General features: G+C 40.6%; 17 protein-coding genes. 11 read left to right on the top strand and 6 right to left on the bottom strand.

The features are described 5' to 3' along the window. Positions 1-170: 170 nt before the first annotated feature. The 4 genes from DW173_RS10240 to DW173_RS10225 form a co-directional block, all read right to left on the bottom strand. The gene (locus tag DW173_RS10240; RefSeq protein ID WP_008016071.1) at positions 171-2,654 is read right to left on the bottom strand and encodes a DEAD/DEAH box helicase; all 2,484 of its coding nucleotides are present in this window, start codon (positions 2,652-2,654) and stop codon (positions 171-173) included. 87 nt (positions 2,655-2,741) lie between these two features. Next, positions 2,742-3,863: a DNA-processing protein DprA gene (gene dprA, locus DW173_RS10235; protein ID WP_004317027.1), complete on the bottom strand. Its 1,122-nt coding sequence runs from the start codon at positions 3,861-3,863 to the stop codon at positions 2,742-2,744. Next, positions 3,860-4,261: an acyl-CoA thioesterase gene (locus DW173_RS10230; RefSeq protein WP_007757582.1), complete on the bottom strand. Its 402-nt coding sequence runs from the start codon at positions 4,259-4,261 to the stop codon at positions 3,860-3,862. The genes dprA and DW173_RS10230 overlap by 4 nt, the downstream gene beginning before the upstream one ends. A 33-nt stretch (positions 4,262-4,294) precedes the next feature. Continuing rightward, entirely contained in the window at positions 4,295-5,578 is a 1,284-nt protein-coding gene (locus tag DW173_RS10225) for a peptidase U32 family protein (RefSeq protein ID WP_120144400.1), read from the bottom strand. A 23-nt stretch (positions 5,579-5,601) separates the two neighbouring features. On the opposite strand from DW173_RS10225, the gene DW173_RS10220 reads away from it, so the two are divergent. Together DW173_RS10220 and dusB are read left to right on the top strand one after the other, a co-directional pair. After that, positions 5,602-7,593, top strand: coding sequence for an RNA-binding domain-containing protein (locus DW173_RS10220; protein WP_049701383.1), 1,992 nt, complete (start codon positions 5,602-5,604; stop codon positions 7,591-7,593). A gap of 8 nt (positions 7,594-7,601) precedes the next feature. Further along, entirely contained in the window at positions 7,602-8,597 is a 996-nt protein-coding gene (gene dusB / locus DW173_RS10215) for a tRNA dihydrouridine synthase DusB (RefSeq protein WP_120144399.1), read from the top strand. Positions 8,598-8,686: 89 nt separating this feature from the next. Here dusB and DW173_RS10210 read toward each other — a convergent pair whose 3' ends face one another. Together DW173_RS10210 and DW173_RS10205 are read right to left on the bottom strand one after the other, a co-directional pair. After that, the gene (locus tag DW173_RS10210) at positions 8,687-9,652 is read right to left on the bottom strand and encodes a phosphatase PAP2 family protein (protein WP_049701384.1); all 966 of its coding nucleotides are present in this window, start codon (positions 9,650-9,652) and stop codon (positions 8,687-8,689) included. After that, complete coding sequence (locus DW173_RS10205) at positions 9,643-10,650, bottom strand: NAD-dependent epimerase/dehydratase family protein (RefSeq protein ID WP_008023433.1); 1,008 nt, start codon at positions 10,648-10,650, stop codon at positions 9,643-9,645. The genes DW173_RS10210 and DW173_RS10205 overlap by 10 nt, the downstream gene beginning before the upstream one ends. A gap of 44 nt (positions 10,651-10,694) precedes the next feature. Between DW173_RS10205 and DW173_RS10200 the strand changes: the two genes are divergently transcribed. The 9 genes from DW173_RS10200 (at position 10,695) to DW173_RS10160 (ending at position 23,474) form a co-directional block, all read left to right on the top strand. Further along, positions 10,695-11,297, top strand: a complete 603-nt coding sequence (locus DW173_RS10200) for an RNA polymerase sigma-70 factor (RefSeq protein WP_008023434.1) — start codon at positions 10,695-10,697, stop codon at positions 11,295-11,297. A 62-nt stretch (positions 11,298-11,359) separates the two neighbouring features. Continuing rightward, positions 11,360-12,523 carry a FecR family protein gene (locus DW173_RS10195; protein ID WP_008023435.1) on the top strand — a complete coding sequence of 388 codons (1,164 nt, stop codon included), beginning with the start codon at positions 11,360-11,362 and terminating at the stop codon, positions 12,521-12,523. 151 nt (positions 12,524-12,674) lie between these two features. Then, a complete protein-coding gene (locus DW173_RS10190; protein WP_009040343.1) occupies positions 12,675-16,265 on the top strand; it encodes a SusC/RagA family TonB-linked outer membrane protein in 3,591 nt (1,196 codons plus the stop codon). Between the two features lie 23 nt (positions 16,266-16,288). Next, positions 16,289-17,857, top strand: coding sequence for a RagB/SusD family nutrient uptake outer membrane protein (locus DW173_RS10185; protein WP_008643928.1), 1,569 nt, complete (start codon positions 16,289-16,291; stop codon positions 17,855-17,857). Positions 17,858-17,879: 22 nt separating this feature from the next. After that, the gene (locus DW173_RS10180) at positions 17,880-18,776 is read left to right on the top strand and encodes a putative zinc-binding metallopeptidase (protein WP_008023438.1); all 897 of its coding nucleotides are present in this window, start codon (positions 17,880-17,882) and stop codon (positions 18,774-18,776) included. A 12-nt stretch (positions 18,777-18,788) separates the two neighbouring features. After that, positions 18,789-20,105: a DUF4302 domain-containing protein gene (locus DW173_RS10175; protein ID WP_120144428.1), complete on the top strand. Its 1,317-nt coding sequence runs from the start codon at positions 18,789-18,791 to the stop codon at positions 20,103-20,105. Positions 20,106-20,112: 7 nt separating this feature from the next. Further along, positions 20,113-21,153, top strand: a complete 1,041-nt coding sequence (locus DW173_RS10170; protein ID WP_008023442.1) for a BACON domain-containing protein — start codon at positions 20,113-20,115, stop codon at positions 21,151-21,153. Positions 21,154-21,156: 3 nt separating this feature from the next. Continuing rightward, positions 21,157-22,290 (top strand): fibrobacter succinogenes major paralogous domain-containing protein, encoded by a 1,134-nt coding sequence (locus DW173_RS10165; RefSeq protein WP_049701390.1) that lies wholly within the window; start codon positions 21,157-21,159, stop codon positions 22,288-22,290. A gap of 35 nt (positions 22,291-22,325) precedes the next feature. Further along, the gene (locus DW173_RS10160) at positions 22,326-23,474 is read left to right on the top strand and encodes an FISUMP domain-containing protein (protein ID WP_120144398.1); all 1,149 of its coding nucleotides are present in this window, start codon (positions 22,326-22,328) and stop codon (positions 23,472-23,474) included. The last annotated feature ends 98 nt before the right edge of the window (positions 23,475-23,572 follow it).

Genomic DNA, 23,572 nt, shown 5'->3' with positions numbered 1-23,572 from the left:
GCATATTGTGCCCGTTAACAGTGAAAATCCGTAAAAGAATTCAAAAGAGAAACAAATACAACAAAATTATTTGGAAAGGGCAAGAAGAAGGCTTATATTTGTCATGTGATTTTTTTCATAGTATTAGATTTAAGGTTAACAAAGGTTGGAGCAAGGCGTTGCTCCTTTTTTTATGTCTTATTCCCTGCCGCCAACAGCTTCCCGAACAAATTCAGAATCCCCACTACACTCTCTTTATCAGATACAGGTATCCGAATACTAGTCCGACCTGTCTCCTTATCTTCCTCTACAATAGAATCAACCAATCTCTGAGTAGCTTCTGGCGAACTAAGCGTACGTGCCAGTCCGCTAAGGAAAGAAAATCCCTGCTGAAGCAATTGCTCCGGATTATTATCTGCCGCAGATACAGAAGACTTCTTTTCCGTACTCACCTCTGTTACTCCTTCTTCAGGTGTTTCTTCCTCAAGCAATGCCAATGAATCCGTGTCCGTCGTTTGCAAAACAGCCGTTTCCTCCACAACTTTCTCTTCATTATCATTCAAATCAATACTGCAGCCCGCCATACGATTATGCGCTCCGTCCACTTCTTCAGACGGTTCGGCCACCACCTTGAGACTATCCATCATCTTGTCGAACTTGCTGTTTTCCAAGAAGATGGTATCTTCACCATTATCAAGGATACCCTCAAAAAGAGAAGTTTTGAAGTTGAGGGTAGACAACATCCTCTCTTCAATAGTCTGGCTGGCAACAAGATTGATAACCTGGATATTCTTTTTCTGACCGATACGATAAATACGGGCAATACGCTGCTCGAGAACGGCCGGATTCCAAGGCAAATCGAGATTGATAAGTATAGACGCAACTTGCAGATTCAGCCCTGTACTTCCGGCATCAGTTGACAGAAAGACGCGGCTTTCCGGCAGTTCGGTAAAGTTATCCGTCAGATTTTTACGGGCTTCGGAAGGAATCCCCCCATGAAGATACTCATACCGGACACCTAAAACGTCCAGTTCTTTCGCTATCAGACGAGTCATCCTCTCCCATTGGCTGAAAATAACCACCTTCTCATCTCCACTCTCAAAGACATTCCTGAGAATATTCAGCGTTTCCTCCACCTTCGTATCATAACGGGTTTTCTGGTCAAGAATATAAGTGCTGTCGCAAAGCATACGCATCTGGCTAAGCATCAACAATAGCCGCTTCCGGTCTTTCTCACTCAGGAAACGGGTTTTCGTCCATTTGAATACTAGTTGCGACACGATAGACTGATATTCATCATGCATATTCCTCTGTTGCTCAGTCATCGGCACAAACAGAACTTTATCCATCCGCCCGGGCAACTGGAGAGCTACATCTTTTTTCCGGCGGCGAATCAGTACGTTCTTCATCTGCTCGCCAATGGCATTCAGATTCTTGTAAGAAACCACCTTACCCGTATCCGACCGGACAACAGTCTGGTCAAGAAACTGATAATAAGGTCCCAAACAAAACTGGTCGACAAACTGCATGATGGAATAAAGTTCCTCCAACTTATTCTCCAATGGAGTACCGGATAAAATAACCGAATAATCCGACTCAATATGACGGGCTGCTTTGGATATTTGAGTATTCCAGTTCTTCAGACGCTGCACTTCATCCATGATAAGGAAATCAGTATGAAGAGACTTCAAGATTTTAATATCATTGCACACACTGTTGTAAGACACTATCTTATAAAATTCTTCCGCTCCATATAGCACTTTCCTGGTCAGGTGATTTCCTTCTACCACAATAGCCTTGGCATCGGTAAAACGCTCTATTTCCTTTTTCCATTGATATTTCAATGATGTAGGGCATATAATCAGAGCGGAAGATATAAACTGATGCTTCCTCATCAGTTCAGCCGTTCCAATAGCCTGGATAGTTTTGCCCAGTCCCATTTCATCCGCGATGATAGATTTTCCGGCACGAAAAGCAAAACGGATTCCTTCTTTCTGATAAGGGTAAAGTTTTGTTTTCAGCAATGTGTCCAATGCTGTGTCCGAAGCATAGTCCGGTAGCAATTGCGACCGCCGCCGCAAATCACGCTGTTCAAGTATAAATCCCAGTGCGTCGGGATACCAACGGAATGTGTTATTCAGGCGGGTAGCAGCCCTCAAGAATTCAGTTATCGAGTCAATGGCGGCAGGGCGCATCACTCCGTCGGGAGTAAAATAAGGACTTGCCAGTTTGCGGAACTCCTCCTCATTGTCCGTACCGATTCGCAAGCAAACTTTACGCTCTCCCTGATAAGACAGGTATACGGAAGAATACGGTGGCGTGACACGGCAAACTTTACGTCTTTTCTCTCTAATCCATAGTTTGACTCCTTCCAAATGTTTGCAAGTACCCAATTGGCTTGCCTTAAAATCCATACACGAACAATAATTCCAAGGACTCTGATGTCCTCTATATACCACATTATATTCATTGCCGGATGTAGGATTTATCACCGTATAATAACCGGGATATTCTTTTTTGTCTCTCTCAAATATTACAAACTTCTCTTTCATTGCCGCCTGCCTCCGCAAAGCAATCTGCCAGTCTTGCAAAGTCATATTGTCCGGTCGATAATGATAAGAAACTTTATTCACTGTGCTTTTCGTCTTTTTATCTGCTTTTGTCTTTTTTGCCATGCTCATTGTACCTTCGAAATTTTGCCAAAAATACGAAAAGGTTTCTGTTTCTCCACAATATAAAGTATACAAATTATCAGGAAATTACTATAATAACTGGTACATTCCCCCTACCAACACACGAACTACACCTTTCATTTCAAGCTCGAAAAGAATCGTATTCATTTTCTGCACGGGAATATCCGCTTCAACTACTAATGTATTAATCTGTAAATCGCCTCGTTTCTCAAGAATTTCAATAACCTTTTGCTCCTCTTCAGACAAATCAAGAAAAAGACTACGCTGCACATTTGCCACTTTTGCCGAATGAGCACTAACCTCCCAGCCCATAGCCTTCACAAAATCTTCGGCTGATAATAACAAAGAAGCTCTGTTTTCTCTGATTAACAGGTTGCATCCTTTTGAATATTCATCATTCACGCGACCGGGGAAAGCGAAACAGTCGCGATGATAACCTTCGGCAAGTTCGGCTGTAATCAGTGAACCGCCTTTCTCTGCTGATTCAATGACAATTGTAGCATCACACACACCGGCGACAATACGGTTACGGCTGACAAAGTTATGCCGGTCGGGATTGGTGCCGGACAGAAATTCGGTCAGTAATCCCCCTTTTTCAAGCATGTCAACAGCTGTTTTCCGGTGGACATGAGGATAAATACGATCCAGCCCATGAGCTAAAACACCTACTGTAGGTAATTCATTGGCCAAAGCTTCACGATGCGCATGAATATCGATTCCATAAGCAAGACCGCTGACTACAAGCACTTCAGGACAAAGTGCTTTCAGATCCCGCAGAAAAGAGGCGCAGATTTGTGTCCCATAATCAGTAGCATTACGGGTTCCTACCATATTCAGGATATGAAGGGAATTTAGATCGGCATTTCCTTTAAAGAAAAGAACGACAGGGGCATCTTCACATTCCCGCAAACGGGAAGGATAAGCCTCATCATGAAAAGACAGACAAGAGATCCGATTCTTCCGGATAAATTCATATTCTTGTTCGGCGCGGAGCACAGCTTGCGGACAATCCAATGCCTCTATCACCCGTTGACTTACTTCTGGAATACGTTCCGGTATTTCTTTGCGCAGACGGAAGACATCAACGGCATTACCCATTCCATCTATCAAATGTTTTGCTCCTATGTGCCCGATACCGGGCACCATTGTCAGAGCAATACTATAAATTTGTTCTTCTTCCGAGCTGTTCATTTCAGGTAGGGCGCAAAGACATTATCGAACAATTCGCTGTCACTTAAACGTCCGTTTACCACACATACCGTCTCAACAGTGGATTTCACTACTACTTTATTATCATTCTTACGGAAGATATCCTGATAAAACACATATTTGATACCTTCCTTTTTCATATATAGTTTCGAGACAAACTCATCTCCGCTTTTCAATGGAGTCTTGAATGCCATACTAATACGTGCCACTACCGGATCGACTCCTTGCTCATGAAGTGCAGCAAAACTGACACCCACCGAAGTCAGAAACTCGTGGCGGGTATGTTCCAGATAGTGCTGATAATTGGCATTATTGACAATACCTTGAAGGTCACATTCGTAATCGCGAACCTTCATTTCCAATTCATAGATATAGTTCATTTAAATTGAGAATTAAAAGTTGAGAAATAACAGTTAGCCTCTTTTTTGCTCAATGTCGAGTCCTTTGAACTTCCTCAATTCTTCGGTCGATACCAGTTTATACAGCTTGTCACTGGGACGTATCTTATCCGATTTCATGGAGAAATGCTGTCCCTTCTTCACTGTTTGCACAGATTCCAAGTCAACACGAGCTTCTTCCAAAGTCATAAATAGGGCACCGGTAGTCGGCCCTGTAATGAGAAGCTTATCGCCTACACTTACTTCAGCCGCTTCTACCAGGAATTCGGAAACTCCGATATTAGAGAAGTATTTGATACCTTTACCTACATAAATCTTACGTTCCGTAGCTGCCGAACCATAATTCCTGGTCCATTCGCCCAAACGCTGTCCCAAGTAATACCCATCCCAGAAGCCACGGTTGAATACGGTTTTCAGGCGTTCATCCCAAGCCGCAATCTTTTCATCGGTGAATGTTCCATCCAAATAAGCCTTGATAGCTTCTTTGTAACATTCAACCACCGTACGTACATATTCAGGTCCACGGGCACGGCCTTCAATCTTGAATACACGTACACCGGCATCCAACATTTTATTCATAAAATGGATGGTCTTCAAGTCTTTGGGAGACATGATATATTCGTTATCAATATCCAGTTCCACATCCGTTTCCTTATCACGAACCGTGTAAGAACGACGACATACCTGCATACAAGCACCGCGATTGGCCGAATGATTCATCTCATGTAAAGAGAGATAGCATTTACCCGATACTGCCATACAAAGCGCGCCGTGGCAGAACATTTCGATACGAAGTTGTTCACCGCTCGGACCACAGATATGTTCTTCCTGTATCTGACGATAAATCTCGGCCACCTGTTCCAGATTCAACTCACGGGCCAATACTACCACATCTGCAAATTGCGCATAGAATTTCAAGGCCTCCGCATTGGAGATATTCAACTGGGTGGAAAGATGCACCTCCTGTCCTATCTGACGGGCATAATTCATCACTGCCACATCAGCTGCAATCACCGCAGAAATTCCCGCTTCCTTGGCTGCGTCGACAATGGTATGCATCAGAGGGATATCTTTATCATAGATAATCGTATTGACCGTCAGGTAGCTCTTCATCCCGTGCTCGTCACACGTACGGGCTATTTCCCGCAAATCATCAATCGTAAATGTATTAGCCGAACGGGCACGCATATTCAGGTTTTCTATACCGAAATAGATAGAATCGGCACCTGCCTGAATGGCCGCAGCAAGAGATTCGCGCGAACCCACAGGAGCCATTATTTCAAAATCTTTTATATTCATTTTACTGTCCAATAATCATTAATATGATAGAAGTGTGCAAAGGTACGAATTTATCCGTATTTTTGCAGAGAATAAAGCAGAAAGAAGAAATGGAAAATAAGAAACCAATCGTACTCAACAATCTGGAAGAGTGGGATTTCACCGACTATATAGACTCGTTGATACAAAAAGAGGAAGCTGTAGATTTGGAATTCAAGATTGCCAAAGATGGTCTTCCCAACAGTTTATGGGACACTTATTCTTCTTTTGCCAATACAGATGGAGGAGTTATTATACTTGGTGTGAAAGAGTATAAACAGCAATTCATTATTGAAGGACTGACAAAAGAACAAATCAGCCAGTACAAAAAAGACTTTTGGAATCAGATTAATAATCCGGATTGTGTAAATGAGAATCTGCTTTCTGATAACGACCTGTATGAAGGTTGTTATAAAGGAAAAAATCTGCTCCTCATTTATGTTCCTCGTGCAACCCGTATACAACGTCCTATCTACAGAACAAGAAATCCTTTTGGCGGACATACATTTAAACGTAACCATGAAGGCGATTATAAATGTACAGATGCTGAAGTGAAACGCTTGATTGCAGATTCGGACGAAAACCACCCACGTGATTCCAGAATCCTGTGCAATTATTCCATAGAAGATATTGATAAGGAAACCCTGACACAATACAGGCAACTATTTGCCAATCTGAAACCATCTCATCCATGGCTTAGCCTGAATGACCTGGAATTTCTGACAAAATTGGAAGCGTATCGTAAAGACCGGCATACTAAAGAGGAAGGTTTCACTTTAGCCGGAATACTTATGTTCGGCAAAACAGAAAGTATCACAGATCCTGAATGCGCTCCTAATTATTTTCCAGATTATAGGGAACATTTAGGAGCAGACGATTCTATCAGATGGTCAGATCGTATCTGCCCGGACGGAACTTGGGAAGCAAATCTCTTCCAATTTTATCGCAAAGTATACCCTAAACTGACTGTCATACTCCCTAAACCTTTCCAAATAAGAAATGGTATACGAATTGATGAGACTCCCACACATATTGCAATACGTGAAGCATTTATCAACACACTTATTCATTGTGATTTCTCGGAAGAAGGAAACATTGTTGTTGAACAGTGGGTAGATAAATACCGCTTCAAGAATCCCGGAACAATGTTGGTCAGCAAAACACAATATTATTCAGGGGGAGACAGCGTATGCCGTAATAAAGCATTACAAAAAATGTTCATGCTAATCGGTTTCTCGGAGAAAGCTGGTAGCGGTGTAAATAAGATTATAAAAGGTTGGAGAGAAGCTAACTGGCAAAAACCGTATGTTGAAGAATTGAACCGTCCGGACAAGGTGGAACTAACTTTACCTATGATAAGTTTATTACCGGATGATGCTGTAATCAAACTAAAAGAACTATTTGATGGAAAGATTGAAAAACTAACCCAAGATGAGTTAACGGCTTTGGTTACTTGTTATAGTGAAAATGAGATTAATAACACTCAACTACAATACGTTGTTCCTCAACATCGTTCAGATATCACAAAGATGCTAAAAAAACTCTGTAATGAAGGATTTTTGATTGCAGAAGGAAATGGCAGAGGAACGAAATACCATATTAATGAATCTGAGGGAAAGTTTGAAACTTTGGAAGATAAGGTTGAAAGTTCAGAGAATAATATGGAAAGCTCGGAAAGTAATATGGAGAGCTCGGAAAGTAATATGGAGAGTCTGAAGAGTAACATGGAGAGTCTGAAGAGTAACATGGAGAGTTCAAAGCAAAATAAACAAAGAATGACTTTTGAAGAATTGCAAGCACTCATCATTTCGCTATCACAAGACTATATTAGTATTGAAGAAATAGCAACAAAAGTTCATAAAACACTTAAATATCTTATCAATTTTATTATCCCCAGAATGCTTCAAAACGGTACAATAGAGAGACTATACCCCGGAATTCCCAACCATCCGAAACAGAAATATAAAGCAACCAATAAAAACTTTAATAAGCAGTAATATTATATATGAAAATAGCCCATATAGATTTAGGAAAACACCCCATCTTACTTGCCCCGATGGAGGATGTAACCGATCCGGCTTTCCGCCTGATATGCAAGAAATTCGGAGCAGACATGGTGTACACCGAGTTTGTATCGAGTGACGCACTGATACGCGCTGTCAGCAAGACTGCGCAGAAACTAAGTATCAGCGATGCAGAACGTCCTGTCGCCATCCAGATATACGGGAAAGATACAGAGACAATGGTGGAAGCTGCCAAGATTGTAGAGCAGGCACAACCTGACATTCTGGATATTAACTTCGGATGTCCCGTGAAAAGAGTAGCTGGAAAAGGTGCTGGAGCAGGTATGCTACAAAATATCCCCAAGATGCTGGAGATCACCCGTGCTGTCGTAGATGCGGTGAAAATACCCGTAACAGTGAAGACTCGTTTGGGATGGGATGCAAACAATAAAGTAATTATAGAATTAGCGGAACAATTGCAAGATTGTGGCATAGCCGCATTGACTATACATGGCCGTACCCGCGCACAAATGTATACCGGAGAGGCGGATTGGACACTGATAGGCGAAGTGAAGAATAATCCGAGAATGCATATTCCCATTATCGGTAATGGAGACGTGACCAATCCTCAACGCTGTAAGGAGTGTTTTGACCGTTATGGAGTAGATGCTGTAATGATCGGTCGCGCCAGCTTCGGTCGTCCATGGATATTCAAGGAAGTAAAACACTATTTAGAGACAGGTGAAGAATTACCTCCACTTAGTTTTGAATGGTGTATGGAAGTACTTCGTCAGGAAGTGGTAGACAGCGTTAATCTGCTCGATGAGCGTAGAGGTATTTTGCATGTACGCCGTCATCTGGCCGCAAGCCCTCTATTCAAGGGAATCCCTAACTTCCGCAACACACGTATTGCGATGTTACGAGCAGAAACAAAAGAAGAGCTTTTCCAGATATTTGATGAAATCACTTCCCAACGCAAAGAAAATCCGGAAATTTAAATCAACACCTATTATATCTATTCTTCAGGAACTTGTACTTGTTCCTGAAGAATAACATGATCTAATTAAAACGTCAAGGTCTTTGGTTTCTATTTAAACATCGGCTGCGCAAACCACTTTTTAAACATCCAGGTTACGACTACATACAATAGGAATGCAGAGAAAAAACCAACAATGGCATCAATCACATAATGCGCCTGAATATATACGGTAGCCCCACAGAGCAACATATAGAAAGGTATAAGACAGGCAAACAACTTCTTGCTGCCACGCCAAGCCATAATCATCAGAATAGTAGAAATGCCTACATGCGAACTGGGGAATGCCGCCGTAGGGCGTTCACCCACTTGCTGCGAGCCTTCCACCAAACTATAAAAAAATCCGTGCTGATAGCCCGGTCCGGGAAGCAACTCCTGATTATAATTGAAATAATCACCAATAGCAGGGAAAATACCTTTAGATACATTATCAATACCAATGGCAGGAAAATAGAATTGAGGGCCTGCAACAGGAACGAATATATAAATCAGATAGTAAATAAAGAAAGAAGTGACAAGCACAAAAGACATCTTCTCGAACCACTCAAATTTATAAATGAAATAGAATAGAGCCACAATCAGCATCATCGGATAATAAAAGAAATATCCCATATTGAATGCCTCGCTGACTATAAGATGTGGAAACGTATGGCAGAACCAAATAGCAGGCTGACCATTGAAAATAAACTGTTCGGCAGTTGCAAATACATGATCTAAATTCGGAAAGAAACGATTGAACTCGAAAGTATCCGGATACCAGTAAGACAGCAGACTCATCTGAATAACAATACGCACAAACGCCGAAAATTTACAGGGAGCAAGACGATAAAGATACATCAATAAAAAAGTCATTGCCGCGATCATCGCCCTATCCAGCAACATGTGCCATGGATGATCCATCCGCTGAAACAGGAACAGAATCAATATGGAAGTCAACAGATTATAAATCAATGTAATCTTTTCCACAGCAAACAACCCTTTCCGGGTTTCTATGCGCTTAAATAAGTCTAAAGCCATCCTTCATTTTTATACCAGGCAATGGTTTCCCGAACTCCCTTTTCCAAATCATATTCGGGCACATACCCCAGTTCATCCATTACCGGGGTTATATCGCATTGCCAGTTGCGTTGTTTCATTATCTTATATTTATCCGAATTCAGGGTACTGCTCCTCCCGGAACGTGTAGCAATGAATTCAGCGAACAAAGATATAACTTTTAGCACAATTAATGGACATTTCAAGTGAAGAACAAACGGATTACCCAATTCTTTTTGTATCAGATCCGAAAAGGCACGACTTTTATAAACTTTCCCGTCTGTCAAGAAATACGCCTTACGAACTACTTTTTTCTCTATTCCCAGGAAAATAGCCTGCACAATGTCTTTCACATACACAAAAGTCAAATCCTGACGACGGAAACCGACCGAGAAATCAACGTGTTTCTGGATAGACTTTGCCATCAGATAGTAATCAGCTTCACGAGGTCCATAGACTCCTGTAGGACGATAAATGACATAAGGGAAACCGGGCATACTCTGAATATACAACTCCGCTTTCAGCTTGCTCAGTCCATAAGCAGTATTGGGTACCGGAGGGTCGTCCGCTTTTATCGGAGTATAGTCCTTCTCACGTACAGGTCCGAACACACTCAATGTACTGATATAGATAAACTGTTTCGGAACCATATTCAGCTCCTTCAACGTATCGATAAAATATTTGGTCTGAAGATAATTCACATAGTCAAAAGAGTGCTTGTCGGGGCACTTTGTAACACCGGCGCAATGAATGATATAATCAAATTTGTTGTAAGTGCCTTTATGCCCGGAGAGTTGGGCACGAAGTTTATTAGGGTGCGCAAAATCCAGTTCCAGAAAGTGGATTTTCCGGTTTTTCAAATACCGCTTGCTACTCGTAGAACGAATCCCGGCCCACACACCAAACTTTCGCTTCAACGCTTCCTCCACGATGAAACTGCCGATAAAACCACTCGCGCCTGTAATTAAAATACTCTCCATTATTACTTTTCAGGTCCTACATGAATATTAATTGAAAAAATATGATGCCACAAAGATACGATAAATATAAAATAAAAGCCATTTTGCTTTTCTCAATTATTATTTGTTTATTTGCAACGCGATTTATTTACTATTCAACACTTTTAAAGCACGTGGAAGATAAGGCCGATTTTGATTTTCTTTTTAAAGAGTACTATCCTCAACTTTATTATTATGCATTTCACCTGATTAATAATATGGAGGCTAGCAAGGATATCGTAAGCGACGCCTTCGAATTTATTTGGGCCAATTATGCAAAAATAGATAAAGCCACGGCTAAATCTTATCTATATATTTACGTTCGCAACAAAAGCATTGACTTCCTGCGACATCAGAATATACATGAACAGTATGTACAAATCTATTCCGAACTGACCCAAAGTTATGTTGAAACGGAATATCTGGAGCAGGATGAAAGAATGATGCATATCAGCAAGGCAATGGAAAAACTGACTCCACATACCAGGCATATTTTAGAAGAATGTTATATTCAACGCAAGAAATATCAGGAAGTGGCAGAAGAGTTAAATATCAGTGTCAGTGCAGTCAGGAAGCATATTGTGAAAGCATTACAGGTGATACGTGAAGAATGTGCAAAAAAATCATAAATCAGGTATCTTTATTTTATGATTAAACGTAATATAAACAAGTATGATACAGTCAAACAGTGATGAATAAAGATATTGACAATATAAACAATACAGATGAATCTGTAAAGAAGGCGCTCGACATCATGGAGAGTTCTTCAGATATAAACGACGAACAGCTGCAGGAGATGCTTAAAGATAAAGAAATCCTGCAAGCTTGTCGCGACATCATGGATAGTAGTCTTTTCCTACAACAAAAAGGAGGAATAGAACTTCCCAATGTAGAAATGGAATTGGAGCGATTCAAGAAAAAACAACATTCAACACGAATGCGTTCCAATCTCTGGAAAATAACTATCGGAATAGCCGCCATGATTACCGTTCTATTCGGGAGTTACTATTTAATTAATAGTCTGACAACCCCTGCACTCGAACCAATCACTGTATTCACTGCTGATACTACTCCCCAACATATTGTTTTGCAAAAAGATGATGGAGAAAAAATTGTGTTAGACGAACCGCAGTCAAACAATCAAGTCCTGCCTAAAACCGCCATCGCAAAGTCTGAAAAGAAAGAGCTGGATTATAGGCAAGTCATCTCAACAACTACACAGACACACGTACTTACCGTGCCACGAGGTGAAAGTTTCAAAGTGGTATTATGTGACGGCACAGAAGTCTGGCTGAATGCCAATAGTAATTTTGTTTACCCTACAGCCTTTATTGGCAACGAGCGTATCGTTACTTTAGAAGGCGAAGCTTATTTCAAGGTAGCCAAAGACGCCAAGCGCCCCTTTATTGTAAAAACCAAGACAGTCCAAACCCGCGTTCTCGGTACGGAATTCAATATACGTAGCTATACTCCCGAAGATACTCATGTAGTACTTATTAACGGGAAAGTAGAAGTAAGTAACACAAAAGGAGGATCATATACCCGACTATATCCGGGAGAAGATGCACACCTGCAATCTGATGGAAATTTCGTTCTAACAGAAGTAGACTTAGACTCTTACGTTTATTGGAAAGACGGCTATTTCTATTTTGACAATATTACATTGAAAGATATTATGCAAAACTTAGGACGCTGGTACAATGTAAACATAGAATTCAGAAACAAAGAAGCAATGACGTATAAAATGCACTTCATATCCGATCGCACTAAAGATTTAGAGCATACAATCTCATTGCTTAATAGAATGAAAAAAGTCACTGTCACCTTGCAAGGCAATACGCTTACCATAGACTAGGTTTTTATTGCATAAGTATAACAAATCTATGCAATAAACAACAAAATATCACTTTTATTAAAAAATAAATCGCAAAAGGGGTATCCATTTTCTTTTCTCGTACGCATTAGTTATATAAACATGTCCAAATTGTGTTATTAAAAACAAACGTATGAGAAATAATTGGAACTTATTTATTGTGTGTTTTCTATGCGTATTGTGCTTCCAGCCTTACCAAGTTAATGCTCAAACGCAATCACAAAAGAAAATCACGATTGAGATTAGCAACGAACGATTGCCGTCCGTACTTAAACGTCTGGAAAAACTCTCCGGCTACAAAATCCTATTTACGTATGACGATGTCAAGAAATTCACCGTTTCCGGCTCTGTCAAAGATAAGAGTATAGAGCAGACTCTCGATATTATCTTAGCCAATAAGCCACTAGAATACCATATTGAAGATCAATTTATCACAATTACTTCCAAAGGTCCTTCCAAGCAAGCGAAAGTATTCAATGTAAAAGGAGTGGTAATTTCCGGTGATGACGGACAGCCTCTCATCGGTGCAACTGTTGTCATCAAGGGAAGCAAGTCCGGTGTATTAACAGACATAGACGGAAAGTTTTCGATAGAAAATGTATCCAATAAATCCCTGTTACAATTTTCTTATATAGGAATGAAGCCACAAGATCTGACTCCTACCCCAACTATGAATGTTACATTAATGCCTGATGTACAAACTTTATCAGAAGTAGTAGTAACAGGTATGCAAAAAATGGATAAACGCCTGTTTACAGGAGCAACCAAACAATTGTCCGCAGATGAAGTGAAACTAGATGGTTTGCCTGATATCAGCCGTGGACTTGAAGGACGCGCCGCAGGCGTATCTGTACAAAATGTTTCCGGCACGTTTGGTACTGCCCCGAAAATCCGGGTACGCGGTGCCACATCTATTTTCGGTAGTTCAAAGCCATTATGGGTAGTAGATGGAGTCATCATGGAGGATGCTATTGACGTAGGTCCGGATGACTTATCTTCAGGAGATGCAGAGACGCTAATCAGTTCAGCCATTGCCGGGTTGAATTCAGATGATATCGAGAGCTTTCAAATATTGAAAGACGGATCAGCAACCTCTATCTATGGCGCACGAGCCATGGCAGGGGTTATTGTAGTAACAACCAAGAAGGGAAAAGCCGGCGTTAGCAAAATGAGCTATACCGGTGAATTTACAACCCGTATGATTCCCAGTTATAAAGAATTCAACATTATGAATTCGCAGGAACAAATGGGAATCTACAAAGAGATGGAGCAGAAAGGATGGCTTAATAACAGCGATACTTACCGTGCCAAAGATAGTGGTGTATATGGACGTATGTATCAATTAATCAATCAATATAACCCGGTTACAGGACAATTCGGACTTGCCAACACGCCGGAAGCACGTAATGCTTACCTGCGCGAAGCGGAAATGAGAAATACCGACTGGTTCAATACCTTATTTTCCAACAACGTTACACAAAACCATTCGGTCAGTATCACTTCCGGAACTGAAAAGTCTTCATTCTATGCTTCATTAAGTGCGATGTCAGATCCGGGATGGTATAAACAAAGCGAAGTAAAACGTTATACTGCTAATTTAAATACAACATATAATATATATAAGAATTTATCTATAAACCTGATCTCCAGTGCTTCCTACCGTAAACAGAAAGCCCCCGGGACACTAAGTTCAGAGGTTAATGCAGCAAGTGGAGAAGTTACCCGTCAGTTTGACATCAATCCTTATTCGTATGCACTAAATACATCACGTGCACTAGATCCAACAGTTGACTATACAGCCAACTATGCACCGTTCAATATCCTCCATGAATTGGATAACAATTATATGGATTTGAATGTAGCTGATGTTAAGTTTCAAGGAGAAATAAAATGGAAAGCACTTCCGGAGTTAGAGCTAAGTGCATTAGGAGCAGTCAGATATCAGGCTTCTTCACAAGAACACAATATCAAAGATCACTCGAATCAGGCAACCGCTTATCGCACAGGAATGGACGACGCTACCATTCGTGACGAAAACAACTTATTGTATACCAATCCGGATAATCCGTATGCTTTGCCTATCAGTATACTACCGGAAGGAGGTATCTACCAGCGTAAGGACTATCGTATGTTGGGGGTAGACTTCCGTGCCACAGCATCCTGGAATCATTTATTTGCAGAAAAGCATATAACCAATCTTTTCGCCGGTATGGAAGTAAATGATTTGAAACGTATGCAGAATTATTTTCAAGGATGGGGAATGCAATATACAATGGGTGAAATACCATCGTATGTATATGAATTCTTCAAGAAGGGCATTGAATCCGGTGAAAGCTATTATGGATTAAACCATACAACAACAAGAAGTGTAGCAGGCTTTGCCAACGCAACTTATTCTTATGATGGACGTTATACAGTAAACGGAACATTCCGCTATGAAGGCACCAATCGCATGGGAAAAAGCCGTTCTTCCCGCTGGCTTCCTACATGGAATATGTCAGGAGCATGGAATGTACATGAAGAAAATTTCTTCAAGACATTCAGCTCTGTACTGTCACACTTAACATTCAAAGCATCCTACTCTTTAACAGCTGATAGAGGACCGGAATATGTGACCAACTCACATGCCATAATCACTAGTTATTCACCATTTCGTCCTTTCACCAGCGGACAGGAAACAGGACTTTATGTATCTGATCCTGAAAACAGTGAATTAACCTACGAAAAAAAGCATGAGTTGAACATCGGTGCCGACATGGGATTCTTAGACAACCGGATCAATTTTTCGATCGACTGGTATAAACGCAACAACTATGACCTGATTGGTATTACCCCGACACAAGGAGTAGGCGGTTCTATCTACAAATATGCCAATATAGCTTCCATGAAATCACATGGTATCGAGTTCACCATCTCAAGTAAGAATATCCAGTCGAAAGACTTTTCATGGCATACAGACTTCATCTTTTCCAAAGCAAAAAATGAAGTTACGGAACTGAATGCCCGTTCCAGCGTAATGGATTTAGTTTCAGGTTACGGTTTTGCCCGTCAGGGTTACCCGGTACGTGGTTTGTTTTCCATTCCATTTGTCGGCCTAAATTCAAATGGTATCCCGATGTATAATATCAATGGAAAAATAACCAGTACCGATATTGATTTTCAGACACGTGACAACATAGACTACCTAAAATATGAAGGTCCTACTGATCCTACCATAACAGGAAGTTTTGGTAATATTTTCACTTATAAAGCATTCAAACTGAATGTATTCATCACCTATTCATTTGGTAATGTAGTACGTTTGAATCCATGTTTCAGCTATCAATACAGTGACTTATCTTCTATGCCACGCGAATTCAAGAATCGCTGGACAGTGCCAGGTGATGAGAAACGCACGAATATCCCCGCTATTATCTCGAAACGCCAATATGAAGATAATAAAGATTTAATGTATGCATATAATGCCTACAATTATTCTACAGAACGAATTGCCAAGGGAGACTTTATCCGTATGAAGGAAATATCCTTGTCCTATGACTTCCCCCAATCATGGATTGCACCAGCAAAGATATCTAATTTATCTTTGAAACTTCAGGCTACCAATTTATTCCTGATTTATGCAGATAAAAAACTCAACGGACAGGACCCGGAATTCTTCAATACCGGTGGAGTAGCTTCCCCTGTACCTCGTCAGTTTACATTGACTCTTAGATTAGGATTTTAACCATTCAGATAATTATAAAAATGATGAAATACAGAAACGTCTTATATACAACACTCATTTCAGCTCTATGCTTGGGAACAACTTCCTGTAGTGACTTTTTAGATGAAATGCCGGATAACCGAACCGAATTGACTACTGAAGAAAGTATTACTAAAGTTCTGGTATCTGCATATCCTATGACTACCAACTGCCATATAGGAGAATTTTACAGTGACAATATCGATGAAAATAGCAGAGCATACAGCTACCTTTTCCGATTAAACGAACATTTGTACCGTTGGCAACAAACGACTGAAGAAAATCAGGACTCTCCTCATGCTTTATGGAATGACTGTTATAACTCGATTGCATCAGCCAACCAAGCCTTGGCAGCTATTGAGCAGATGGGAAATCCTCAATCATTATCAGCCCAAAAAGGCGAAGCTTTGATATGCCGTGCATACAATCATTTTGTATTAGCTACCACATTCTGCAAAGCGTATGGTACAAATGGGGACAAAGACTTGGGTATACCTTACATAAAAGAACCGGAAACATCTGTAAATCCACAATACTCACGCGGAACAGTTGCTGAAGTATACAAAAATATTGCAGCCGATTTAGAAGAAGGGCTACCTTTAATTGATGACAATATTTACTTACGGGTAAAATATCATTTTAATAAGAAGGCCGCTTATGCATTTGCAGCCCGCTTTTATCTATATTATACACAACCGGATTTTTCCAACTGTCAGAAAGTTATCAATTATGCCAATATAGTACTCGGTAATAATGCGTCCCAATATTTACGTGACTGGGCTGCATTAGGAGCTTTATCTCCCAACAAGAATATACAGCCGAACGCTTATGTTGATGCAGATAACCGTGCCAATCTAATGGTAATATCAGCAGCTTCATATTGGCCATTGGTTTCCGATCCGGGTTATGCCAACTGCGAAAGGTATTGCATGAACAATATTACTGCTTCGGAAAGTTGTAAATCCGAAGGTCCATGGGGAGATCAGTCAAGTTATCATCAGATCCCATTTTCACCCGGTGGCTCTATAAAGAACGGATTCCGCCGCTTAGTTATCTATCAGCAATTCACGTCGGGCAACAGTTGGATCGGCTACATGCTGTATCCTGCTTTTACCACCGACGAAGCATTGCTTTGCCGAGCTGAAGCCTACACGTTACTAAAACGTTATGACGAAGCTGCCGCTGATATAGATGCCTGGCAGAAAGCCTTTACAAAAAACACCCAAACTTTGACCAAGGAGACAATCAATGATTTTTATGCCCGACTAAAATATTACACACCGGAAGCTCCGACAGTAAAAAAGGAATTGCATCCGGATTTTGTAGTAGAAAAAGGAATGCAGGAGAATCTAATACATTGTATTCTACATGCAAGACGTCTGCTAACCTTAGAAGAGGGGCTTAGATGGCAAGATATAAAACGCTATGGCATTATAATCTACCGCCGCTATTATGAAGGTTATACCTTGGTGAATATCACCGACAAGATGGACACAAATGACCCCAGACGTGCAATTCAGCTACCGGCCAGTGTCATTACAGCAGGTATGCAACCAAATCCAAGAAATGACTAAATAACTTTAGGAGGAAAAAAATATGAAGAAATACATCATATATAGTTTAATCATGACATTGACCTGTGGACTGGGTGCTTGCAACAATGACGAAGACGTAGACAAAGCAAACAGCATTTTCTCCACAGAAGAAGTAGATCGTAGCCCATTCGACAAGTGGATATTAGGCAATTATACCCATCCATACAACATTGCATTAAAATATCGCATGGAAGATAACGAGAGCGACATGACACACGTATTAGCACCTGCCGAATACAAAAAGTCTGTGGTACTGGCCAAAATTATCAAACATGTGTGGCTGGAAGCATACGATGAAGCAACAGGCAATCCGAACTTCTTACGCCAATATATTCCTAAGACAATCCACTTTATCGGTTCCCCCGCCTATGAAGACAATGGAACTATGGTATTAGGAACAGCTGAAGGCGGCATGAAAATTACATTATACAATGTAAATGACATCAATCCCGACCAAATAGATATTAACCTGTTAAACGACTACTATTTCCAGACAATGCACCATGAGTTCGCACATATTCTGCATCAAACTAAAAACTACGATCCGGCCTTTGACCGTATTACGGAAAATGCCTACATCGGTAGCGACTGGTATATGGTGGGAGCCGACCGCAATGCATGGCAACAAGGATTTGTCACTCCTTATGCAATGAGTGAATCACGTGAAGATTTTGTGGAGAACATCGCAGTGTATGTCACAAATACCAAAGACTACTGGAATAACATGCTGCAAAATGCCGGTGAAAACGGCCGTGCACTCATAAAGCAGAAATTCGAAATAGTCTATAGTTATATGGAACAAACCTGGGGAATCAATCTGGACGAATTACGCGAGATTGTTCTACGACGCCAAGATGACATAGCAAACGGCTATGTAGACTTAAGTATTATTGAATAAAATATGAAAATTATGAAGAAATATCTATCCATATACACACTTCTGGCATTGGCCTGCATTGTTTTGCAATCTTGTCTTTTCTCCGAAGAAGAAATATTCGACGAATCATCTGCCAATAGAGCCACAGCCGATGTAATCAAATGCCAGGAGATTCTTAAAGATGTGCCGAACGGCTGGAAACTGGAATATTACATAGGAAGCAACTATTCTGCAGGTGCAATCACTTTACTAATGAAATTTGACGGGAAGCAAGTAGAAATGGCTTCGGAAACAGGTGCAGAAAGCTACAAACCGGGAACTATAATAACCTCCCTGTATCAAGTAAAATCGGAACAAAGCACAATGCTCACTTTCGATTCATACAACCCACTGATCCACATGTTTTCAGGTCCTTTAGGCCTGAACATGAACGTGGGAGGAGATTATGAGTTTATTATCATGAGCGCAACTCCCGACAAAGTAATTCTGCAAGGAAAAAAACACAAAAACATAATGGAGATGACGCCTATGCCCAAAGATATACCATGGCGTATTCAGATTGAAGATATCATTAACATTGAGAAAGATGCTTTTCTAAATACATACCGCATGGAGAAAGGCGGACAAGTACTGAATTACTTTATACGCAACAATGGCACAATGGCTACATTCTCCGCTTACAGCGCCGATTATAGTAGTGCAAGAAGTTTACCCTATATCTACACAGAAAAAGGATTAAAGTTACAATCCCCGTACAATGTCAACGGACTTGAAGTCCAAAACTTCAAATGGGATAGAAAGTCCAGACTATTTGTTTGTACCGACGCAGGAGCAACTGACATCGTACTTAAAGAATATTATCCCGAAAACTATCTACAATATGAAGACTATATCGGTACCTACACTGCAACGATTGACGATTATGACGAAGGGCCAACTTCGCAATCTGTAACCATCTCTCCTAAAGTCAGAGGAGAAAGTTATACACTGAAAAGTATTGGCGGATTCAACTTCACCCTCCAGTATGACAAAGCCAGCGGAAAACTAGTTTTAGATTCACAAAGTATAAGTTCGACTTCTTCATCGTCTTATTACTTTGCGTGCGCGGCAGGTGTGGAAGGCTATGCCCACACAGAATTAAGTCTGCCATCACGCCTACGCAACGGATTGATAAATGTGACGACAAACAGCAACCCTTTCACTTTTTACTTTGCGGATAAAGCAAGCCAGGAAAATACATCATTGATAATCTGGGCTTATTCATCTGATGAATATTCAACCTCCGGACTAATGGGTTACTGGAGCTGGTATAACTCAATCTTAATGGTAAAAGAAAACGAAAGTAATTAATACGATTATGAGAAAGCTTTTTAATATATTCTTATTTGTACTTTGCATCGTAGCAATAGCGGGATGCAATGATACGGAAAACAGCGAATCCAAGTTAGAAATCAAAGCTGTAAATACTAATTTCCAAGCTACCGGCGGAAAAGGATACATACAACTTCAGTCAACAGGAAATATAACAGCAGATGTTGACGTCGATTGGTGTGTGCTGAAAGAAGTAAATCCTAATGAAGTGGTATTCGAAGTAAAAGAAAATACCGGGTACTCCGGTAGAAATGCTTTATTGACAATCAGTAACGGAGTAGAGACAGAAGCATTCAACATCAATCAATCCGGAGCTGTTTTCATCTTCGGCAAAGACGAATGGATGCTCCGTACCGACAATAAAGCAGCTACTCTGCCAATAAAACTACAAAGTTCTTTCGATTATACAATAGACATACCCGCAGAAGCTCAAGAATGGTTGTCATTTGAACAGAATGCGAAGGGAATAAATTTCAAGGTAAAAGAAAATACCTCCGGAAAAATGAGAGGAGCTATTGTCAATGTGGCAGCAAAAGACAGATCGGCTTCTTATCAGGTAATACAATATGATGTTGACGAACTTACCGGAACATGGCAAGGCATGTTTTCAGACGGGCAAATGAATTACGGTTTGAAAGATGTCACCATTGAGAAACAGGAAGACGGAACATACCTGCTTTCAAACATTCTAACCGGATTGCCTTACAAACTGAAAGCAAAAGCCATAGACAATTGCCTGGCTTTTGGGGCCGGTCAAAACCTAGGAGTCTTCGAGGACAATTTATATCTCTCATTCGAAATTCTTAGCTCTGACCTATATTATGTAAAAGATCCTTCTGTAACAATCTCATTAGGCCCCGTAATGTTAACAGACGGAACATTCGTTTTCGCTTTTTCCGGAATAAAAGAAAGTGATCCTTTCGGTTTTGTTTTCCGGGTATATGAAGATGCAAAACTACAGAAAGTTATAGACAATCTGTCCATTTTTATTAATTGTATTCTATTTAAAGAAGACATAATCCAATAACATATGAAAAAGATACTATTAACTAGCTTTATCGTGGCATTAGGATTACTTGGTGCAAGCTGTAAAGATGACAACAGCACCGCAAGCGGAGGAGGAGAAATACTTCCGGACCAACAGGTAAGCTGTGAGATATTTATGCCAACTGATGGCGCAACCGTTATTATGTCAGACAAACTGATTATCAGAGGAGAAGGGACTACAAACTATGGTAAAATCATTTCTGCAGAACTGAAAGTCGGGGAAGAGATTATCACTGACATCACTTCAGTTCCATTCTATTATGAGTATACCTTCTCCAAAGATGCCGAACCGGGAGAACTGAAAATTGAGTTAGCAGTTAAAGGAGATCACGAAGGTAGTGCCTTGGCAACTATTACAGTGACAACAGAACAAGGAAACAGGCCTGCTCCCCCTCAATATGGAGAAGTGCTAACCGATACCCGTGATGGAAATACATACAAAACCGTACAACTTGCAGACCAGTTATGGATGGCAGAAAATTTACGCTATCTACCAGAGCAACAGTTTGATGTGTCCTCAACCGAACCAAGATATTACGTAATGTTTGATAATGATGCAAAAACAGAACTTGGAAAAGGTTTCCTGAATGCATATGGAGCCTATTACAACCTACCTGCTGCTCTACAAAACGAAACGGCTTTAGGTCCCGATGAAACACGTATAATAAAAGGAGTTTGTCCTGATGGATGGCATATTCCTTCTCAAAAAGAATGGCAAAAATTATCTCAATATGTATTAGATTCCGGAATGGCAGCAATTATGAATGATGGTCAAGTAGATGAAACAGCCCTAGCAAAGGCTCTAGCTTCAACAACGATGTGGATGATGCCGGAATACACAGAAATAGAACCACAGCCAACCTGGGTTGGAGTTGAGATGGAAAAGAATAATGCAACCTTATTCAATGGTCTGCCTATAGGTTTCCGTGCTTGTGCAGGCGACGAAGATTGGATGCATTCAGCCTACAGTGCGGGTTGGTGGAGTTCGACAGCGGGAGTACAAATGGGACCAGAATTTGGTATTACCGTACGTATGTGGTCAGACCTCCACACATTTGTAACCAATGCAGAATTTAATCCGGGAGTAGGACTCCCCGTTCGTTGTATCAAAGATTAACCATATATTATTACTCACTAAATAAAAATACAATTATGAAGAAGTTAGGATTCCTTTTATTTTTAGTCTTAGGACTAACGGCTTGCGGTGATGACAACAATGATCCCGCTCCAGAACAACATGTAACATGTGCCATATCTTCTCCTACTGAAGGAGCAACGATAGACATAGCTGAAAAGATGACAATCAAAGGAGAAGCAACTGTTGACATTGGTCAAATATCGAATGTTACTCTTAAAATCGGAGACAAACAAATTTCAGAAGTAACTTCTGTTCCATTTAGTTATGAATACACATTCGAAGCCAGTCAAGCCGTAGGAGCACTAAAAATTGAACTGACCGTCAAAGGCGATCAAGGTGCCATGGCGACAAGTGAAGTAAATGTCACACTAAAAAAGACCGAACCAACCCCAGAACCGGAAGAAGGAAAAATGATTGACCCACGAGACAATCATGAATACAAAATTGTTACGATTGGTGAACAAATATGGATGGCAGAGAACTTGGCCTATTTACCATCAGTTAGCAAACCGGAAGCTGCCGCTACTAGTGATGGAGATCCACTCTATTTTGTTTTCAACTATGATGGCGAAGATGTAAATGCAGCTAAAGCCACGAAAGAATATAAAACATACGGAGTCTTGTATAATTGGTATGCCGCTATGAACCAAAAGAATGCAACAGGTGGAGATGCAGAAGCCATACCAAGTGGTATCCAAGGAATCTGTCCTAGCGGATGGCACCTGCCAAGTAAAGCAGAATGGAAAAAGCTAGAAAGTTTTGTTGCTAGTGAATTAGCACCAGTTGAAGGTAACGTATGGACAGATGAGGATGGAAATAAGTACTCTGATAAAGATTGTAAAAACGTCTGGTCAGCATTAACAGGAAAACTTGATACTGACGGTTGGGGAGAATCTGGCATGATAGATGAAAATCCTGACCTTGCTAATGGCCCGCGTGATACCTATGGCTTTAATGTTATACCTGCTGGACAATGCTATCATAGTGGAGGTTTTGAAACACCTAAGTCAAAGAGTAGAACAGATTTTTGGAGTACAGACCAAGCTACTTATGGAGCAGGAACTGTATATTTCAGTAATATGAGCTATGGATTAGGTTATTCTTCTGATAAAGGAGGAATACAAGAAAAACGCGGTCTTTCGGTACGTTGCGTAAAAAATTAGTTATAAACAAGTATTCATCAATTAGTTCATTACAGAATTAATAAATTCTCTCTTAAAGATAAGGGAAGCGTGTCAAGAGATATACTTCCCTTTTTATG

It is taken from the genome of Bacteroides sp. AM16-13 (assembly GCF_003602705.1).
Lineage (GTDB): Bacteria > Bacteroidota > Bacteroidia > Bacteroidales > Bacteroidaceae > Bacteroides > Bacteroides xylanisolvens.
The sequence above is the reverse complement of the archived record's forward strand: the minus strand, read 5'-3'. Positions and strand labels throughout refer to the sequence as shown.

What these genes read in the sequence shown, in the direction of transcription:
- DW173_RS10240 (WP_008016071.1), bottom strand. Translation starts at nt 2,654, where the DNA reads ATGGCAAAAAAGACAAAAGCAGATAAAAAGACGAAAAGCACAGTGAAT.
- dprA (WP_004317027.1), bottom strand. Translation starts at nt 3,863, where the DNA reads ATGAACAGCTCGGAAGAAGAACAAATTTATAGTATTGCTCTGACAATG.
- DW173_RS10230 (WP_007757582.1), bottom strand. Translation starts at nt 4,261, where the DNA reads ATGAACTATATCTATGAATTGGAAATGAAGGTTCGCGATTACGAATGT.
- DW173_RS10225 (WP_120144400.1), bottom strand. Translation starts at nt 5,578, where the DNA reads ATGAATATAAAAGATTTTGAAATAATGGCTCCTGTGGGTTCGCGCGAA.
- DW173_RS10220 (WP_049701383.1), top strand. Translation starts at nt 5,602, where the DNA reads ATGATAGAAGTGTGCAAAGGTACGAATTTATCCGTATTTTTGCAGAGA.
- dusB (WP_120144399.1), top strand. Translation starts at nt 7,602, where the DNA reads ATGAAAATAGCCCATATAGATTTAGGAAAACACCCCATCTTACTTGCC.
- DW173_RS10210 (WP_049701384.1), bottom strand. Translation starts at nt 9,652, where the DNA reads ATGGCTTTAGACTTATTTAAGCGCATAGAAACCCGGAAAGGGTTGTTT.
- DW173_RS10205 (WP_008023433.1), bottom strand. Translation starts at nt 10,650, where the DNA reads ATGGAGAGTATTTTAATTACAGGCGCGAGTGGTTTTATCGGCAGTTTC.
- DW173_RS10200 (WP_008023434.1), top strand. Translation starts at nt 10,695, where the DNA reads ATGCCACAAAGATACGATAAATATAAAATAAAAGCCATTTTGCTTTTC.
- DW173_RS10195 (WP_008023435.1), top strand. Translation starts at nt 11,360, where the DNA reads ATGAATAAAGATATTGACAATATAAACAATACAGATGAATCTGTAAAG.
- DW173_RS10190 (WP_009040343.1), top strand. Translation starts at nt 12,675, where the DNA reads ATGAGAAATAATTGGAACTTATTTATTGTGTGTTTTCTATGCGTATTG.
- DW173_RS10185 (WP_008643928.1), top strand. Translation starts at nt 16,289, where the DNA reads ATGAAATACAGAAACGTCTTATATACAACACTCATTTCAGCTCTATGC.
- DW173_RS10180 (WP_008023438.1), top strand. Translation starts at nt 17,880, where the DNA reads ATGAAGAAATACATCATATATAGTTTAATCATGACATTGACCTGTGGA.
- DW173_RS10175 (WP_120144428.1), top strand. Translation starts at nt 18,789, where the DNA reads ATGAAGAAATATCTATCCATATACACACTTCTGGCATTGGCCTGCATT.
- DW173_RS10170 (WP_008023442.1), top strand. Translation starts at nt 20,113, where the DNA reads ATGAGAAAGCTTTTTAATATATTCTTATTTGTACTTTGCATCGTAGCA.
- DW173_RS10165 (WP_049701390.1), top strand. Translation starts at nt 21,157, where the DNA reads ATGAAAAAGATACTATTAACTAGCTTTATCGTGGCATTAGGATTACTT.
- DW173_RS10160 (WP_120144398.1), top strand. Translation starts at nt 22,326, where the DNA reads ATGAAGAAGTTAGGATTCCTTTTATTTTTAGTCTTAGGACTAACGGCT.